Annotated in this window: 16 protein-coding genes, 1 pseudogene and 1 other annotated feature; of the genes and pseudogenes, 6 read left to right on the forward strand and 11 right to left on the reverse strand. The window is 53.8% G+C overall.

Annotated elements, in window-relative coordinates; translation table 11 throughout:
* Nucleotides 1-112 precede the first annotated feature (112 nt).
* Nucleotides 113-661, reverse strand: coding sequence for a TetR/AcrR family transcriptional regulator (locus tag L977_RS12155; RefSeq protein ID WP_023330563.1), 549 nt, complete (start codon nt 659-661; stop codon nt 113-115).
* A 237-nt stretch (nt 662-898) separates the two neighbouring features.
* Here L977_RS12155 and L977_RS12160 point away from each other — a divergent pair, with 237 nt between their 5' ends.
* Both L977_RS12160 and L977_RS12165 read left to right on the forward strand, forming a co-directional pair.
* Nucleotides 899-1,678: an SDR family NAD(P)-dependent oxidoreductase gene (locus tag L977_RS12160; protein ID WP_047625819.1), complete on the forward strand. Its 780-nt coding sequence runs from the start codon at nt 899-901 to the stop codon at nt 1,676-1,678.
* 99 nt (nt 1,679-1,777) lie between these two features.
* Nucleotides 1,778-2,797 (forward strand): NADP-dependent oxidoreductase, encoded by a 1,020-nt coding sequence (locus tag L977_RS12165; RefSeq protein WP_047625820.1) that lies wholly within the window; start codon nt 1,778-1,780, stop codon nt 2,795-2,797.
* 255 nt (nt 2,798-3,052) lie between these two features.
* Here L977_RS12165 and L977_RS12170 read toward each other — a convergent pair whose 3' ends face one another.
* Together L977_RS12170 and L977_RS12175 are read right to left on the reverse strand one after the other, a co-directional pair.
* A complete protein-coding gene (locus L977_RS12170) occupies nt 3,053-3,511 on the reverse strand; it encodes an alpha/beta fold hydrolase (RefSeq protein WP_047625821.1) in 459 nt (152 codons plus the stop codon).
* 76 nt (nt 3,512-3,587) lie between these two features.
* Nucleotides 3,588-4,409 carry an alpha/beta fold hydrolase gene (locus tag L977_RS12175; RefSeq protein ID WP_047625822.1) on the reverse strand — a complete coding sequence of 274 codons (822 nt, stop codon included), beginning with the start codon at nt 4,407-4,409 and terminating at the stop codon, nt 3,588-3,590.
* A 140-nt stretch (nt 4,410-4,549) separates the two neighbouring features.
* On the opposite strand from L977_RS12175, the gene L977_RS12180 reads away from it, so the two are divergent.
* Complete coding sequence (locus L977_RS12180; RefSeq protein ID WP_014884107.1) at nt 4,550-5,029, forward strand: MarR family winged helix-turn-helix transcriptional regulator; 480 nt, start codon at nt 4,550-4,552, stop codon at nt 5,027-5,029.
* A 129-nt stretch (nt 5,030-5,158) separates the two neighbouring features.
* Nucleotides 5,159-5,818 carry a DsbA family protein gene (locus L977_RS12185; protein WP_047625823.1) on the forward strand — a complete coding sequence of 220 codons (660 nt, stop codon included), beginning with the start codon at nt 5,159-5,161 and terminating at the stop codon, nt 5,816-5,818.
* Between the two features lie 63 nt (nt 5,819-5,881).
* On the opposite strand, the gene L977_RS12190 is transcribed toward L977_RS12185, so the two are convergent.
* On the reverse strand, nt 5,882-6,487 hold the full coding sequence (locus L977_RS12190; protein WP_047625825.1) for a hypothetical protein: 606 nt from the start codon (nt 6,485-6,487) through the stop codon (nt 5,882-5,884).
* Nucleotides 6,488-6,979: 492 nt separating this feature from the next.
* Here L977_RS12190 and cspE point away from each other — a divergent pair, with 492 nt between their 5' ends.
* Nucleotides 6,980-7,192: a transcription antiterminator/RNA stability regulator CspE gene (cspE, locus tag L977_RS12195; RefSeq protein ID WP_014884103.1), complete on the forward strand. Its 213-nt coding sequence runs from the start codon at nt 6,980-6,982 to the stop codon at nt 7,190-7,192.
* 154 nt (nt 7,193-7,346) lie between these two features.
* Here cspE and L977_RS25255 read toward each other — a convergent pair.
* The 7 genes and pseudogenes from L977_RS25255 to trpL all read right to left on the reverse strand — a co-directional run bounded on the left by L977_RS25255 (nt 7,347) and on the right by trpL (nt 15,543).
* Nucleotides 7,347-8,603 (reverse strand): annotated as a pseudogene (locus L977_RS25255) (mechanosensitive ion channel family protein).
* A gap of 266 nt (nt 8,604-8,869) precedes the next feature.
* Entirely contained in the window at nt 8,870-9,679 is an 810-nt protein-coding gene (gene trpA, locus L977_RS12205) for a tryptophan synthase subunit alpha (RefSeq protein ID WP_014884101.1), read from the reverse strand.
* Nucleotides 9,679-10,872 (reverse strand): tryptophan synthase subunit beta, encoded by a 1,194-nt coding sequence (gene trpB / locus L977_RS12210; protein ID WP_014884100.1) that lies wholly within the window; start codon nt 10,870-10,872, stop codon nt 9,679-9,681. The genes trpA and trpB overlap by 1 nt, the downstream gene beginning before the upstream one ends.
* Nucleotides 10,873-10,882: 10 nt before the next feature.
* Nucleotides 10,883-12,241 (reverse strand): bifunctional indole-3-glycerol-phosphate synthase TrpC/phosphoribosylanthranilate isomerase TrpF, encoded by a 1,359-nt coding sequence (gene trpCF, locus L977_RS12215; protein WP_014884099.1) that lies wholly within the window; start codon nt 12,239-12,241, stop codon nt 10,883-10,885.
* A 3-nt stretch (nt 12,242-12,244) separates the two neighbouring features.
* Nucleotides 12,245-13,840 carry a bifunctional anthranilate synthase glutamate amidotransferase component TrpG/anthranilate phosphoribosyltransferase TrpD gene (trpD, locus tag L977_RS12220; RefSeq protein ID WP_014884098.1) on the reverse strand — a complete coding sequence of 532 codons (1,596 nt, stop codon included), beginning with the start codon at nt 13,838-13,840 and terminating at the stop codon, nt 12,245-12,247.
* Nucleotides 13,840-15,402, reverse strand: coding sequence for an anthranilate synthase component 1 (locus tag L977_RS12225; protein ID WP_045135523.1), 1,563 nt, complete (start codon nt 15,400-15,402; stop codon nt 13,840-13,842). Before L977_RS12225 ends, trpD begins: the two co-directional genes overlap by 1 nt.
* A 25-nt stretch (nt 15,403-15,427) precedes the next feature.
* Nucleotides 15,428-15,522, reverse strand: a sequence feature (Trp leader region).
* Entirely contained in the window at nt 15,499-15,543 is a 45-nt protein-coding gene (trpL, locus tag L977_RS25260; protein ID WP_106993556.1) for a trp operon leader peptide, read from the reverse strand. Its footprint overlaps the feature before it by 24 nt.
* 127 nt (nt 15,544-15,670) lie before the next feature.
* On the opposite strand from trpL, the gene L977_RS12230 reads away from it, so the two are divergent.
* On the forward strand, nt 15,671-16,226 hold a 556-nt coding region (locus L977_RS12230), incomplete at its 3' end, for a PHP domain-containing protein (RefSeq protein WP_156118171.1).

The raw sequence follows: 16,226 nt of genomic DNA on the forward strand, positions 1-16,226 counted from the left end.
TTACTCTAAAACCTCTCCAAACCTACTCTCCGGGATAGCGTCATTTTTTATGACCTCCGTCATTAAATCTTCCGGTTATTTCCCGGCAATCACACCCCCGGCTGCAAAATATTCATTCCTTTCGCGGAGCCTTACTCAAAATGCGAGAGCGGCAGACATCCAGAATTTCGTCAGCCAGCGCGGAATTATCCGGGCAGGCACGGGACAACACCAGAGCCCCGACAAGATGTGCAAAGGTGTTTATCAGGTCAGCACGTGAGACATTTTCGTCGCTTAACATTGCCAGCTGACGTTCAACCCCGGCTGCAAATGTCTCTTTGATGGACTCGGACTGGCGTGCGGTGTCCGTGCCCAGGGCAGACATCACGCAACCTCCGGCCATATCATCGCGATGCTGCCGGGAGAGGTAATATTCAATGAATTTGTCTCGATCTACACCCGCCAGGTTTTCCGCGGCATGCACAAACCCGCAATTCATGGCCTCTGACATCAGGTCGGCCTTCGAACCAAAGTGCTTATAAAACCCGCCGTGAGTTAAACCCGCAGCAGACATCAGCTCCGCCACGCCCACGCCGTCATAGCCGCGTTCACGAAAAAGTTCGGATGCCGTTTCAACTATGCGCATCCGGTTCTCCCGGACCTGCTCTTTTGACACTTTCATGCTGCCCACCCCCTATAAAACAAGGCTCAATTATACATTGATGATGACCATAATCAAACCAGTTGACTTTATAGATTATGATCATCATCATTAAATCCGTATCTCCGACAGCGCTTCGCAGAGAAAGGCACGCTCTGTCAGTCTGGCTGAGATCAGCAAAGAGAGCCGGATATCTCCCGGATTTTTCTGCATCGAACGGTGCAGATTCTGTTTAACATTTGATAAAGAAGATCACACATGACGAAAACTTCAGTTCTCATTACAGGCGCATCGACGGGTATTGGTGCTGTTTATGCGGAAAGGTTTGCAAGCCGTGGACATGACCTGATTCTGGTTGCCCGGGATAAAACAAAATTAGACGCACTTGCCGAACGTCTGAGACAGGAGAAGGGCGTTTCTGTAGATGTCCTGCCTGCCGATCTCACTCAGGCAGCGGAGTTAGCGACGGTGGAAACGCGTCTTCGTGAAGACGAAAAAATAGGGGTGCTGATCAATAACGCCGGCATCGCACAGTCGGGCCATTTTATCGGCCAGACGTCCGAGGCAATTGAGCGTCTTATCGCCCTGAATGTCACCGCGCTGACGAGACTTGCCAGTGCCGCGGCACCAAGGTTTGTCAACGCCGGAGAAGGTGCGATCGTCAATATCAGTTCAGTCGTTGGGCTCGCCCCGGAATTTGGCATGTCGATTTACGGTGCAACCAAAGCCTTCGTGCTTTTCTTGTCGCAGGGATTGCATCTTGAGCTGTCCTCCGCAGGCGTTTACGTCCAGGCGGTACTTCCGGCCGGCACTTACACTGAAATCTGGGAACGTGCCGGTATTGATATCAGTAAGGCGCCCGAGATGATGGAAGTGGATCAGTTAGTTGACGCAGCCCTGGCGGGCTTTGACCGTCGCGAACTCGTCACCATCCCTCCTTTACAACACGCTGCCCACTGGGATGACCTGGAGAGGACGCGTCAGGCTCTGCTTGAGGACATCAACCAGGCTAACGTGGCAGAGCGCTACAAAGTGTAGTCAGGGGGGATTCGGCATAGGACTGAGTATCGTTTTTTCACTCAGCAACAGCGTTGTTAAGAAACATGCCACAGGCAAACCCGGCAGAGTAAAAGACAAATGAATAAGAAGACGATGAAAGCGTTTACGTTTAAACGCTATGGTAAATCCCCGGGACTGGGGATCGATGACGTCGATTTTCCGTCCCCCGGTGATGATGAAATTCTGGTCAAAGTGTATGCAGTAGGTCTGAACCCAATCGATAACATGATCCCGACCGGCATGTTCAAACGCGTTCTGAATTTCAGTCTCCCCGCGACCTTGGGCAGTGATGTGTCCGGCGTTGTCGTTGCCACAGGACGTCGCGTGACGCGATTCAAGGCAGGCGACGAGATTTTCGCCAGTATTTTTGACAGGGGAACGGGGTCGCTGGCCGAATTTGTCCGGGTGCCAGAAAGCCTTGCGGCGTTAAAACCCGCCAGTCTGGATTTCGTACAGGCCGCGTCACTTCCTATGGTCAGTCTCACCTCCTGGCAAGCGCTGACAGAACGCGCGATGCTGCGAGCGGGGCAGAAAGTATTTATCCCTGCCGGATCCGGTGGAATCGGCAGTTTTGCTATTCAGCTGGCGAAACACTTTGGCGCAACGGTTGGGACGACCACCAGCGCAGCCAACATTGACTGGGTGAGCCGCCTTGGTGCAGATGACGTCGTTGACTATAGAAAGCAGGAATTCGAAAAAGTGCTGAGCGGCTACGATATTGTCCTCGGTACTGTCAGAGGTGACGCGATTGAGAAATCCACGCAAATCCTTAAGCCGGGAGGGAAAATTATTTCCCTGATCGGGCCGTTAGATGCTGCTTTCGCGCGGGAACGACACCTTAATGTTTTCCTGCGTTTCGTATTAGGGCTGATGAGCCGCAAAATCATGCGGCTGTCAAAAAAGCGAGGTTTGACCTATTCGTTTCTCTTTGTTCGCCCTGATGGCAGCCAGCTCAGCCAAATCGGTGAACTGATGGACGCTGAACTCATCAAGCCCGTAATCGACAAGGTTTACCCCTTTGCCGAAACGAGCGACGCCTTCACCTATCTGGCTCGCGGGCATGCAAAGGGGAAAGTCGTCGTTAAAGTTCATGGGTAATAGCCACGAAGGCTTGAGCGCCGTTGCAGCGGCGGACTGCAGATAATGGTGATGCGCTGAGTGGAACCCTGCGCATTGCCGCCCCCTATGCTGCGGACCTTGTCACTGAAGGCGTGGATATTTCGCTACGTTTTAGTGAGTCGGGGGAAGGATAAACTCAATATACGTTGTACTCTGCGCGGGATTAAAACCAGGGCATTACGGATATGGCCACCCCTCAGGCGAGGGGTGGCTTTCGGGGCGGGAGAGTGATGTTTACTTCGCCGCTTCCTCGATAAGTGTGGCGACATCCTGGGGATGTGAAACCATCACGACATGGGATGCGCCTTTAATCACAACGGTGTGTTTTGATCCCGCGCGTTCAGCCATGAATCGCAAACCCTGGGCGGGGATATTCTTGTCGCCGTCACCGTAAATGAAGTAAGAGGGCAGTTTTTTCCAGGCTGGCGCACCAGATTTTTCAGTTAAAGCCGCTTCGGTAATCGGTCTTTGCCCTGCGGCCATCAGCGCCGCCTCTTCAGCTGAAACCAGCGGATTCGCGGCAGCAACGACATTGTATCCATCCTTTTGCAGGATCCGGGTAACGCCATTCCAGCTAGAAGAGTCGGCAAAGGCACCATGAACCAGGACAACGGTCGGCTTAGCGGTTTCGGCGATTGCGCTGGCAGACAGCAGAACGGCGGCAACGGCAAGGGAGGCAGCAAATTTGGACATGATCATTCCTCTTTTCAATACAGTTTAAAGGGTATGCGTAGGGGGGATTGTGGCCTGTCTGAAACAGGCCACCTGGCTAGCCGCGAATAAAGGCCAGTACGTCAGCGTTAAAGCGCTCGGCCTCTGTCTCCGCCAGTCCATGTGAACCGCCGGCATATATCGTCAGCGTCGCATTCGCAACGATCTCAGCGGCGCGGTGTGCGGATGCCTTAATGGGTACAATCTGGTCATCGTCGCCATGAATAATCAGCGTAGGGCGATCAATCTGCTGCAGGTCGCGTGTGTAATCGACTTCAGAGAACTCATGGATGCAGTCATATTGCCCTTTAATGCCGCCCTGCAGGCCAATTCTGCGGAAGTTTTCCCGTAACCCGTCATTGGTGGGGACATGGTCACGGTTAAAGCCATAGAACGGAATTGTCAGGTCAAAGTAAAACTGTGAGCGGTTTTTGGCCGTGCCTTCGCGGATAGCATCAAACACCTCAATCGAAGTACCGTCTGGATTGGCATCCGTCCGGAGCATAAGAGGAGGGACTGCGCCGACCAGAACGACTTTAGCCACGCGTGAGGTACCATGACGGCCGATATAATGTGCAACTTCGCCGCCCCCTGTGGAGTGACCCACTAAAATCAGATCCTTCAGATCCAGCGACTCAATCAGCTCAGCGAGATCGTCCGCATACTGATCCATATTGTTGCCGTGGAAAGTCTGGTCTGAACGCCCATGGCTGCGACGGTCATGCGCGATGACCCGGAAACCATTCTGGCTGAAAAACAGCATTTGCTGGTCCCAGGCATCAGACGATAACGGCCATCCGTGAGCGAAGAGGATAGGCTGACCTGAACCCCAGTCTTTGTAAAAAATGCCTGTTCCGTCTTTGGTGATAAAAGTTGTCATTTTGTACTCCTGTTATGTGTTGCGTTATTTGTTTGTGTGCGATTTGTTTGTGTGCAAATGAATATGGCAGCCCTTTTTGCCTTTGTCAATCGCTTGCAATTAAATCGTATGCAAATTATTTTAAGGGGACTGGAGGACATATGACTAAACACACTAATTCCGAGGATTCCCTGCCAGATGTGCACGGTATGCTCTGTTTCTCTCTTTACTCTGCGGGACATGCTTTTACTCAGCTCTATCGTCCCATGCTTGATAAGCTTGGCCTGACCTATCCCCAGTATCTGGTGATGGTTACCTTGTGGAATCAGGATGGGCGAACAGTGAAGGAACTGAGTGGAATTCTTTTTCTTGAGTCCAGCACGTTGACCCCTTTACTGAAGCGGCTGGAGACTGCGGGGTTGATCACCCGGACACGTAATCCGAAGGATGAGCGCGAAGTGCTTATCCACCTGACGGAGAAGGGGGAGGCGCTGAAAAGTGAGACCAGCACTATCACGCGCTGTATTGTGGATACCCTGGGGATGGACGCCGACATCATTGCTGACATCAAAGCATCAGTCGATAAGATCCGTGACAAGATCCACCGCGCGCAGAAACCGGACGCCAATGACCTGGCCTGATGGGGTCATTCGGGCAGAGACATACTGTCCATTCGTACGCTCTATGAAACACTGAATTTACTGGAGGGCTGTTTTTCGCATTGAGGAATCTCATTATGATGAGGGCTAATCATTCCCAGGGGATACCACATGCGCATTGACAATCTACAGTATTTTTTTGACCCACTTTGCGGCTGGTGTTATGCCAGCTCGCCCGCCCTGAATTATCTGGCACAGCATTACATCGAAAAACTCACGTTAATGCCCAGCGGTCTTTTTTGTGATGAGGGTGCCCGGCACATCACCGCCCAATGGGCAGAATATGCGTGGACAAACGATCGGCGTATCGCTTCGCTGACCGGTCAGCCATTCAGTGAGAGCTATCACCAGCTCCTGAACTCAGGTGCACGCTTTGATTCGACGTTTATGAACCGGGCACTTACGGCTTTTCATGAAATCAGCCCGGCGGCAGAGGCAGGGCTGCTTCGTGCACTGCAACATGCCCGCTATCTACTGGGGCGTGATACCGCGCAAAGTGATGTGGTGGAAGAGATCGGTATCGCCTGGGCTCGGGAAAATAACGTTGACCTCAACCCTAATGACTTTGCCGGCCGGCTTGATGCCGATAACGCGCTTCGCAGCCTGACGGACGACAGGATCGCTGACGTAAAGCGTCTTATGAATCAAAAAGGTTTCAGCGGGGTTCCGCTGCTGTTGGTTACGGTTGACAGCACTGAGCACATTATCAGCGGCCACGATCTCTACGGTGGAGCAAAAAGCATCGGCGAGGCGCTGGCAAAGCTTGCGTAGCCAAAACGAGGCTTCCGGTTTTACACACCGGAGCTTCGTTTATCACCTGTTCGAATGCCCGAATCATTTCTGGCGGGAGAGGGAACGGAAAGAGCAGTAGTACCCTGCAGATGCGATAAGGCAGAGCATATACCCGAATGATTCGCTGCCTTCCTCCACGACATTCTTGACCACCCTGACGTAGCTTTGATCGAGTATCGCGTACCATAATTCGTGCATTCCAAACAGCCGGGAGAAAACCAGGACTGCCAGCAGACCACTGAGCATCATGCCGTACCACGGGGTACGGGTATAGTGGGTCAGTTGCGTAAGAGTAAGTCGGAAATGGATAACGGGATAAAGCAAAGCGCAAAGGGCGGAAAGTAGTGCAAACCACACCCAACTTCCATGAGCCAGAAGATCAAAAAATGCATCCAGTTCGCGAATCAGCATGGAGAGGAAAAAGCCGCCGATCAGGATGTTGCAATAGCGCATGAATTCCCATTTCTTCGCCAGGAGGAAGTGAATAAATACGATGCTCACTAAAACCGATTCCTGCACAATTTCGGTCAGCGATATCTCCGGTATATCCAGATTAAATAAAGAGATATCCGCCCACAGACAAAGTACGGGCAAGGAGCAGGCTGCTGACGCGAAAAGAAAGAAGAAAAAGCTTTTGAGCACAGACATTAACACCACCACTTTCATTCAAAACACCTATGATAAGTGGCTTCGAACGAAAATCTATTTCACTTTGTGCGCTATAGGCATGAATTTTAAGCATATTGAGCTACTTAGCGAGGGTGCGTTCACTCTGTGCCGATAAGATCCCCCCTTTCAGGGAGCTCTCCGTCACTAAAAGAGGCAATATGCTTTGGCTATCACAGGATCCGAATACATGGCCCCAGCGGCTTTAGTTTCCATAGCCATTCAGCCGTCCGGGTGTTTAAGCGGTTATAATAAAAAATAAAAACTTTGCTTAAAAAAATTTTCTGTGCCTAAATAGCGTCATCGGTTTGGAATACAGACCTTATAAAAGCAGTTTAGTAAAGCAGTCCTCAGTTCAGGTGTTATCAATAGATACTCTTCTTCGTGAGCCTCCTCCTAAGTGCCAAATAAGTTACTCTCTAAATACAGGCCATCATCGCCGCGCTTAGTGGCTCAAAAAATAAGGAATTATCTATGTCTAATAAAATGACTGGTTTAGTAAAATGGTTTAACGCTGATAAAGGTTTTGGCTTTATCACGCCTGACGACGGCAGCAAAGATGTATTCGTACATTTCTCTGCTATTCAGAGCGACAGCTTCAAATCGCTTGATGAAGGCCAGAAAGTGTCCTTCACCATTGAAAATGGCGCTAAAGGCCCGGCAGCGGGTAATGTTTCTCCGCTGTAAGTCGCGCCTGTTATCAATGACCCTTACGATAGCGATGAAGACGCGAGTCTGAGCAGTTAAGCTTCACTGATAACAAAAAACCCGCCGAGTGCGGGTTTTTTTATGGCTCCAGGAAAATTGTTATTCTGTTTAGCCGACCTGTTTTCAGAGACAATTATCCTTCACCCGGAGGCGGGATGCGGTCCCGAAGGCTGTATTCCTGTGATAAACGCCAGAAATCATGACCAGCCGGATGCTGATATAAGCGGAGCGAGAATTGACCGGCGACAGCGGTGATGTATTCAAATATCGCTGACTGGGTATTTTCATACTCCATCCACAGTACGGATGAGGTAAAACAATAAATTTCCAGGGGAATACCCGACGGCGTAGGCTTTAGCGTTCGCACGACAATATACATATCTTTGATAATATCAGGCCGATCGGCGAGCCATGCCATCAGGTAGTGCCTAAAAAGCGTTAAATTTGTCAGGCCATTATCCATAAACCAACTGTCCGGTACGCCCATGGGATCACGCCCGTCGATGAGCTTTGCCAGCGGTTCATTCGTGCCGCGCAGGGCCAGCATCGGGGCCAGCGTTTCCTGAGTGAGGAATTTAACGGAGTGCTGATCGATAGTGGTGCTGCGCATAATCCGGCGCGCCCCTGACGAAAACATGGCCTGCTAGTTGGTATACGTTTCGGTCAGGAAGTTTTTGGTCGGGATACGCGAGATTGTGTTATCCCAGTTACGGATGGTAATGGTGTGCAGCGCTATGTCGGTCACTTCGCCACTCAGGTTCTTATCGGGCATTTCAATCCAGTCCCCCAACTGCAGGACATCATTTGACGAAAGCTGGATATTGGCCACGAGCGAAAGCAGGGTGTGCTGAAAGACTAACATCAGTACGGCTGCTACGGCCCCGAGGCTGGAAATAATGATCGCAGGGGATTTATTCGACATGACGGCAAGGATCATGATCGCAGCGATGATGTGGATAAATATTTTCCCTATCTGAATATAGCCTTTGATAGAGTGATTTTTACGCTTCGTCTTGCGTAAATAAGAGCTGTTGACAATATCCAGCATCTCATTGAAGAAAACCGACAGAAAAATAAAGAATAAAATCCCACAGATGGTATTTATTGCCGTCACCAGCGATGCCGGCATATTGGGCATAAACTGCAGGACGTAATAAACGATAATAACCGGAATGAAATTCGACAGCTTCTCGGCAATACGACGATCTTTTTCCAGCGGGACATCCTGTTTATGGCTGGCAAAGAAGACCTTACGAACGATTTTTATGAGCAGGAATTTGCACATCAGGTGCGCAAAGAAACCGGAGATGACCAGCAGAATAAGATTAAATCCAATGGCCAGAGCCGGATTGCTTTCTATGAATGTTAATAAATAATCCAAGTACACCATCGCTTATCGCCTGAATCGTATGCCATTTTGTATTAACCTCATTAAGGAGATAAATACAAATATTTAACCAAATCATATAATGGCATATCTGGTACAGGCAAGTCCACGACCTGAATCCTAAGCCGCACCGAGCTATTTTGTTGCGGTCAGTAACTTTATTTTCAAATTCGTTCCAGGCGATAAAAACAGGCGAATGTGCGTGGCAGTGCCCAGAATGGCGGCGCTAAAGAAACACCGTCTGGCGGCGAAGCCAGACGGTGGAGAGGTTACGCTTTGCGCGTTGCCGCTTTCATTGCGCTGACAAAGGTTTTCAGCTCAGCCAGCATTTGCTCTGGCTTGTCCACGTTCTTCTCAATGATTTTAACGATAGCGGAGCCTGAGATTGCACCGGCTGCGTTAGCGTCAATCGCCGCGGTGACCTGGTCGGGAGATGAAATCCCAAAGCCCTGCAGTGGAGGCGCGGCATGGTACTCAGCCAGCTTTTCGACCAGATGATGCAGAGGCAGCGCCGCTTTGTTCTCCGCGCCGGTTACACCCGCACGGGAGAGCAGGTAGGTATACCCGCGACCATAGGAGGCAATCTGGCGCAGCAGTTCATCATCGGCGTTTGGCGGGCAGATGAAGATAGGTGCCACGTTATGGCGCATCGCCGCCTGACGGAACGGCGCAGACTCTTCTACCGGTACGTCTGCCACCAGAACGGAGTCGACACCCACGCGCGCGCACTCGGCGTAAAACTCATCAATACCACGGTTAAACACCAGGTTGGCGTACATCAGCAGGCCAATCGGGATCGTCGGATGCTTCTGGCGGATCGCCGCCAGCATCTCGAAGCACTGAGTGGGCGTCACGCCTGCGGCAAACGCGCGCAGGGTGGCGTTCTGGATGGTCGGGCCATCCGCCAGCGGGTCAGAGAACGGAATACCCAACTCCAGCGCGTCAGCACCCGCTTCAATCAGGGCATCGATAATCTTCAGCGACTGCTCCGGGCCAGGGTCGCCCAGCGTAACGAAGGGAACGAACGCGCCTTCCTGGCGGGATTTCAGTTCGGCAAATGCATTATCGTAGCGTTCCATCAGATTTCCCCTCGTGCTTTCAGAATATCGTGAACGGTGAAGATGTCTTTGTCACCGCGACCGGAAAGGTTAACGACCAGCAGTTGCTCTTTTTCCGGGTTCTCTTTCATCATTTTCAGCGCGTGCGCCAGGGCGTGGGAAGACTCCAGCGCCGGGATAATCCCTTCGCTGCGGCACAGCGTTTTGAAGGCTTCCAGCGCTTCGTCATCGGTAATAGAAACATAATCCGCGCGACCCGTGCTGTTCAGATACGCATGCTGGGGTCCAACGGACGGGAAATCCAGGCCCGCAGAGATAGAGTAGGACTCTTCAATCTGGCCTTCCTCGGTTTGCATCATTGGCGATTTCATACCGAAGTAGATCCCCACGCGGCCATGCTTCAACGGTGCGCCATGTTCACCCGATTCAATGCCGTGACCGGCAGGCTCGACGCCAATCAAACCCACGCGGGTGTCGTCGATGAAATCAGCAAACATGCCGATGGCGTTAGACCCGCCGCCGACGCAGGCGATCACCGCATCCGGCAGACGACCTTCTTTTTCAAGGATTTGCGCTTTGGTCTCTTCACCGATCATGCGCTGGAATTCGCGCACGATGGTCGGGAACGGGTGCGGACCCGCCGCGGTACCGAGCATGTAGTGCGCGGTTTCGTAGCTGCCAGACCAGTCGCGCAGCGCTTCGTTACAGGCATCTTTCAGCGTCGCGGAGCCGCTGTGCACCGGAATCACTTCCGCCCCCATCAGGCGCATACGGAACACGTTCGGAGACTGACGCTCAACGTCTTTCGCACCCATGTAAATGCGACATTTCAGGCCGAGCAGGGCGCTGGCGAGCGCAGAGGCTACGCCGTGCTGGCCTGCACCGGTTTCAGCAATAATTTCGGTTTTCCCCATACGCTTCGCGAGCAGCGCCTGGCCGAGAACCTGGTTAGTTTTATGTGCGCCACCGTGCAGCAGATCCTCACGCTTGAGATACAACGTCGTGTTTGTGCCTTCGGTCAGGTTGCGACATTTCGTCAGCGCTGTCGGACGGCCCGCATAGTTTTTCAGCAGGTCGGTAAATTCCGCCTGAAATGCCGGATCTTTCTGCGCACTGACGAACGCCTCTTCCAGCTGGCGCAGGGCGGGCATCAGGATTTGCGGGACGTACATCCCGCCGAACTCACCAAAATACGGGTTAAGTAATGTCGTCATCTTCTCTTCCTTAATATGCACGCAGAGTGTTAAAAACCGAGGCCAGTTTGCTGGCATCTTTAATACCCGGTTGTGACTCTACGCCTGAATTGAAATCGAGGCCTGCGCAGCCCGCTTTGGCAGCTTCCACGCAGTTATCCGGGCTTAATCCACCCGCCAGCAGGACGTTGTCCAGCTTTTCGCCATTTAGCAGTGACCAGTCAAAACGCTGACCCGTACCGCCCTGGCCGTTGTCGAGCACATATTTATCAACATGATTCAGATTACGTGCGGGCAGGGTGGTGCCCACGCTTTGTGCTTTCCAGATCTGCACCTGAGGGGCGAGGTCTGCACGCAGCTTATCGATGTAGGCTTGATCCTCATCGCCATGCAGCTGCACCGCACTCAGGGATAACGTTTCGGCTTTTGCCACGACGTCTGCGATATCCGCATTACGGAACACGCCCACATAGCTAAGTGGCGCTGCTGCGATCACATTGCGCGCCTGTTCCTCACTGACGGCACGAGGCGAGGCGTCAACAAAGATCAGGCCGCCGTAAATGGCCCCCGCGTCATACGCCGCCAGGGCATCCTGTTCGCGAGTTAAGCCACACACTTTGTTTTCACCGAGCAGGACGCGACGCACCGCGGCGTTAAGGTCGTCATGTTCCATCATGGCGGAACCAATCAGGAAACCGTTGGCGAAGTGGCTCAGCTCGCGCACCTGAGCGTAGCTGTTAATGCCGGATTCGCTGATTACCGTGACGCCAGAACCCAGACGCGGCGCAAGCTGGCGCGTACGGTTCAGGTCAATCGACAGGTCGCGAAGATCGCGGTTGTTAATGCCGACCACTTTGGCTTCCAGCGCGATGGCGCGCTCCAGTTCTTCTTCATTACTTACTTCGGTCAGCACGCCCATGTTCAGACTGTGCGCTACGGCAGACAGCTGGCGATACTGCTCGTCGTCGAGTACCGAGAGCATCAGCAGGCAGGCGTCAGCCTGGTAAAAACGCGCAAGCCAGATCTGATACGGGTCGATAATAAAGTCTTTGCACAGGATCGGCTGCGGCGCGATGCCGCTGACGATGGGCAGAAAATCGAAGCTGCCCTGGAAATATTTCTCATCCGTCAGCACGGAGATGGCGGACGCATGATGCTTATAAATACCGGCGATACGCGCCGGGTCGAAATCGTCACGAATAACGCCTTTTGACGGAGAGGCCTTTTTGCACTCCAGAATAAAGGCGGTGCGTGCGCCCTGCAGGGCGTCATAGAAACGACGGCTGCTGGGAACAACATCATTCTGGAAACTGGCAAGCGGCTGCTCTGCTTTGCGGGCTTCCACCCAGATGGCCTTATCGGCAACGATTTTCGCTAAAACGGTCTGCATTCTTTACCCTCTTGCCGCAAGTGCGGTAACGCGATCGTAAGCTGCACCGGAGCGCAGTACATCCAGAACTTTTTGGGCGTTAGCCTTCAGGTCTTCCTCACCGTGCAAACGCATCAGCATGGCGACGTTGGCTGCCACGGCGGCCTCATGCGCGGCCTCACCTTTACCTTGTAGTAAGCGCGTCAGAATGTCACGGTTTTCTTCCGGCGTGCCGCCCGCCAGCGCGTCCTGATGATAGGGTGTTAAGCCGAAATCAGACGCCTCCAGCTGATAGCTAAGCACTTCGCCGTTGTTCAGCTCGGCCACAAGCGTCGGTGCGTGGAGAGAAACTTCATCCATACCGCCGCTGTGTACCACGGCGGCACGCTGGTAACCCAGGACGCGCAGCGTCTCGGCAATCGGCAGGACCAGTTCAGGGCTGTATACGCCAATCAATGCCAGCGGCGGATGGGCCGGGTTAATCAGCGGACCGAGCACGTTAAAGAGCGTGCGGGTTTTAAGCTGCTGGCGCACCGGCATCGCATGGCGGAAACCGGTGTGGTACTTCGGCGCGAACAGGAAGCAGACGCCCAGGTCATCCAGCGCTTCTCGGGAACGTTCGGCATTCATGTCGAGGTTAATACCGAACGCGGCCAGCAGATCGGAGGAGCCAGACCGACTGGAAACGCTGCGATTACCGTGTTTCGCCACCTTCATCCCGCATGCCGCCGCCACAAAGGCGCTGGCAGTCGAAATATTGATACTGTTGCTGCCGTCGCCACCGGTACCCACGATATCTGCGAACGGATAGTCCGGGCGCGGGAACGGGGCGGCATTTTCCAGCAGGGCCGTGGCGGCACCGGCGATCTCCTGCGGGCTTTCGCCGCGCACTTTCATGCTCACCAGCGCCGCGGCCAGCTGTTCAGGCTTCAGCTCGCCGCGCACTACGGCGGAGAAGAGCTGGTGGCTCTCCTGCTGGCTAAGGGTCTGCGCCTGGTACAGTTTCTCCAGAATCGGTTGCAGGGTATTGGTCTGCTCCAGCTTCTGTAACGCCCAGTCGAGGGTCTGCTCCAGCAGACGGGCACCGTGTGACGTCAGGATCGATTCCGGGTGGAACTGCATGCCGCAGACGCGATCCGCGTCGTGACGTACCGCCATCACCATCCCTTCAAACGAGGCATTAATCGTCAGCCCGGCGGGAATATTACTCCCGACCAGCGAGTGATAGCGCGCAACCGGAAGTGGATTCGGTAACCCGGCAAACATCGCCTGGCCGTCATGTTCAATGCTGGAGGCTTTACCGTGCAGGATCTCGCCCGCCTGGCCGACATAGCCGCCGTAGGCTTCAACGATCGCCTGGTGACCGAGGCAGATGCCGATAATCGGTAGCTTGCCGCGCATGCGGGTCAGCAGCTCCGGCATACAGCCTGCTTCGCTTGGCGCGCCCGGACCCGGGGAGAGCATCAGCACCGGGTTTTGCATGGTCGCCAGACGGTCAATCAGGGTCTGCGCCGGTACGTGGTTGCGGTAAATAACGACGTTATGGCCATTCGCACGCAGCTGATCTGCCAGGTTATAGGTAAAGGAGTCGATATTATCGAGCAGCAGAATGTCAGCCATCAGAAAATCTCCTGTGCATGATGTGCGGTAGCAATGGCGCGCAATACCGCGCGAGCCTTACTGCGGGTTTCGTCAGCTTCAGACTGCGGAACAGAGTCGAGAACAATCCCGGCGCCGGCCTGGACGGTGGCAATTCCGTCTTCAACGTAGGCAGAGCGGATCACGATGCAGGTATCGAGATCGCCGTGGGCGGTGAAGTAACCCACCGCGCCGCCGTAGCTGCCGCGACGACGACCTTCGGCGGCGGCAATCAACTGCATCGCACGCACTTTCGGCGCGCCGCTCAGGGTGCCCATGTTCATGCAGGCCCGATAGGCGTGCAGCACATCGAGGTCGCTGCGCAGTTCACCCACCACGCGGGAGACCAGATGCATGACGAAGGAATAACGGTCGACTTTGGTCAGATCAGCCACGTAACGGCTACCCGGCGTGCAAATACGCGCAAGGTCGTTACGCGCCAGGTCAACCAGCATCAGATGCTCGGAGAGCTCTTTGTGGTCAGTACGCATTTCCAGTTCAATGCGGCTGTCGAGATCGCGATCCAGTGAACCGTCGGCACGACGGCCGCGGGGGCGGGTGCCTGCAATTGGGTAGATCTCAATCTGGCGGCTTGTAGCGTCGTATTTCAGGGAGCTTTCCGGTGACGCACCAAACAGAGTGAAATCATTGTCCTGCATAAAGAACATGTAAGGGCTCGGGTTACTCTTTTTCAGCACATCGTACGCTGCCAGCGGCGACGGGCAGGGCAGAGAGAAACGACGGGAAGGCACTACCTGGAAAATTTCCCCGGCGCGAATCGCTTTTTGCATCTGGCGAACCACGGCCCCGTACTGATCGTCGGTCTGGTTAACCTCACACGTCATCTGCTCGACGCGATGTACCGGCAGCGCAGGGGGCGCCTCCGTCATTTGCTGCTGGAGTTGAGCGATGCGATTTTCGAGGCGCTCTTTCTCAGCCGCGGACGGTGTGAACAGGCTGGCCTGGATGCGGGTGTATTTTTTCTGATGGTCGATCACCAGCAGGGTCTCGGCCAGATAGAAGCAGTAATCCGGGCAGCGGTTACCCTGCTCGGTTTCCGGCAAATCTTCAAACCCGGCGACCAGGTCATATGCAAACAGCCCGCCGAAGAACATCGCTTCACGCTCATCTTCCGGCACGGTGACCAGATTTTGCAGCAGGCGGAAAGCGTCGAAAACGGACAGCGAGCAGAGGCGGGCATCTTCGTCCAGCAGCTGGCTTACCGGAGGAAAATGCAGAATTCGCTGGTCCGGGTGACGTTTATTCTCGATGCCCGCAGGCAGGGCAGCATCGAGCAGCGGCAGCAGCGATGCGCCATTGTCAGAAAGTGCCTTGATGGTGACAGTGTCACCTAACGCGGTAATGCGTAGCGCGCTGTCGACCAGCAACAGGCTTTTAAGATCGTCTTTGCTGTCGATATCTGCAGACTCCAGCAGCAGCGTTGCCGGACGTGCGCCGCACACCTGATGAAACAGCGCGGTCGGGTTGTGGCGATAGGCCGCCTCGCAGGTCAGCAGGTCGAGATGGGGTTTGGCTGTTTGCATGTTGTTGTTCTCATTTATTCTGTTCAAAAAAAAGCCCGCTGGGTAGCGGGCTGGGTATCTGTTTGCATTTCGCAGACGCGTGACACTGCCCGAAAATCAGGAAGTGCGCCACCAACCGTGCAGAGTGAAATGTGCTGTCATTTTCAGATACCTTTCTCGTGTGAACTTGCGTACTAGTTAACTAGTTCGGTGGCGAGTTGTCAACCCTTGATTTCAGAATTTCGCGTTAAGTCGGTATCATGGCGGTTTCGGATGTCTCCAACCTGTTATGGGAAGTGCTTTGAGCGATACCACCTACGCCATTATTTATGATTTACACAGCCATACGCAGGCTTCTGATGGTCTGCTGACACCCGAAGCCCTGGTTCATCGCGCGGTTGAGATGCGCGTCGGCACGCTGGCGATAACCGATCACGATACCACTGATGCCATTCCGGCAGCGCGCGCTGAGATTGCCCGCAGCGGGCTGGCGCTGAATCTGGTCGCCGGGGTTGAGATCTCAACCGTCTGGGAAAACCATGAAATTCATATCGTTGGTCTGAACATCGATATAGAACATCCGACACTTGTAACGTTTTTGCAAGAACAAAAAACGCGCCGCAACCAGCGAGCGGAGATGATCGGCGAGCGTCTGGAAAAGGCGCATATTCCGGGCGCGCTGGAAGGGGCACAAGCGCTCGCGAACGGTGGGGCAGTCACGCGCGGTCATTTCGCCCGTTTTCTGGTTGAAGCGGGCAAGGCAACGACCATGGCGGATGTTTTTAAAAAGTATCTGGCGCGCGGGAAAACCGGATACGTTCCGCCACAGTGGTGTACAAATGTTC

Source organism: Enterobacter sp. ZOR0014 (assembly GCF_000798855.1).
Classification (GTDB): Bacteria; Pseudomonadota; Gammaproteobacteria; order Enterobacterales; family Enterobacteriaceae; genus Enterobacter; species Enterobacter kobei.

Bases quoted from the DNA above. Each gene is read 5' to 3' on its own strand.
- trpB (WP_014884100.1), bottom strand. From the start codon at position 10,872: ATGACGACATTACTTAACCCGTATTTTGGTGAGTTCGGCGGGATGTAC.
- L977_RS12160 (WP_047625819.1), top strand. From the start codon at position 899: ATGACGAAAACTTCAGTTCTCATTACAGGCGCATCGACGGGTATTGGT.
- L977_RS12225 (WP_045135523.1), bottom strand. From the start codon at position 15,402: ATGCAAACAGCCAAACCCCATCTCGACCTGCTGACCTGCGAGGCGGCC.
- cspE (WP_014884103.1), top strand. From the start codon at position 6,980: ATGTCTAATAAAATGACTGGTTTAGTAAAATGGTTTAACGCTGATAAA.
- trpD (WP_014884098.1), bottom strand. From the start codon at position 13,840: ATGGCTGACATTCTGCTGCTCGATAATATCGACTCCTTTACCTATAAC.
- trpA (WP_014884101.1), bottom strand. From the start codon at position 9,679: ATGGAACGCTACGATAATGCATTTGCCGAACTGAAATCCCGCCAGGAA.
- L977_RS12180 (WP_014884107.1), top strand. From the start codon at position 4,550: ATGACTAAACACACTAATTCCGAGGATTCCCTGCCAGATGTGCACGGT.
- L977_RS12175 (WP_047625822.1), bottom strand. From the start codon at position 4,409: ATGACAACTTTTATCACCAAAGACGGAACAGGCATTTTTTACAAAGAC.
- L977_RS12185 (WP_047625823.1), top strand. From the start codon at position 5,159: ATGCGCATTGACAATCTACAGTATTTTTTTGACCCACTTTGCGGCTGG.
- trpCF (WP_014884099.1), bottom strand. From the start codon at position 12,241: ATGCAGACCGTTTTAGCGAAAATCGTTGCCGATAAGGCCATCTGGGTG.
- L977_RS12165 (WP_047625820.1), top strand. From the start codon at position 1,778: ATGAATAAGAAGACGATGAAAGCGTTTACGTTTAAACGCTATGGTAAA.
- L977_RS12170 (WP_047625821.1), bottom strand. From the start codon at position 3,511: ATGTCCAAATTTGCTGCCTCCCTTGCCGTTGCCGCCGTTCTGCTGTCT.
- L977_RS12190 (WP_047625825.1), bottom strand. From the start codon at position 6,487: ATGTCTGTGCTCAAAAGCTTTTTCTTCTTTCTTTTCGCGTCAGCAGCC.
- L977_RS12155 (WP_023330563.1), bottom strand. From the start codon at position 661: ATGAAAGTGTCAAAAGAGCAGGTCCGGGAGAACCGGATGCGCATAGTT.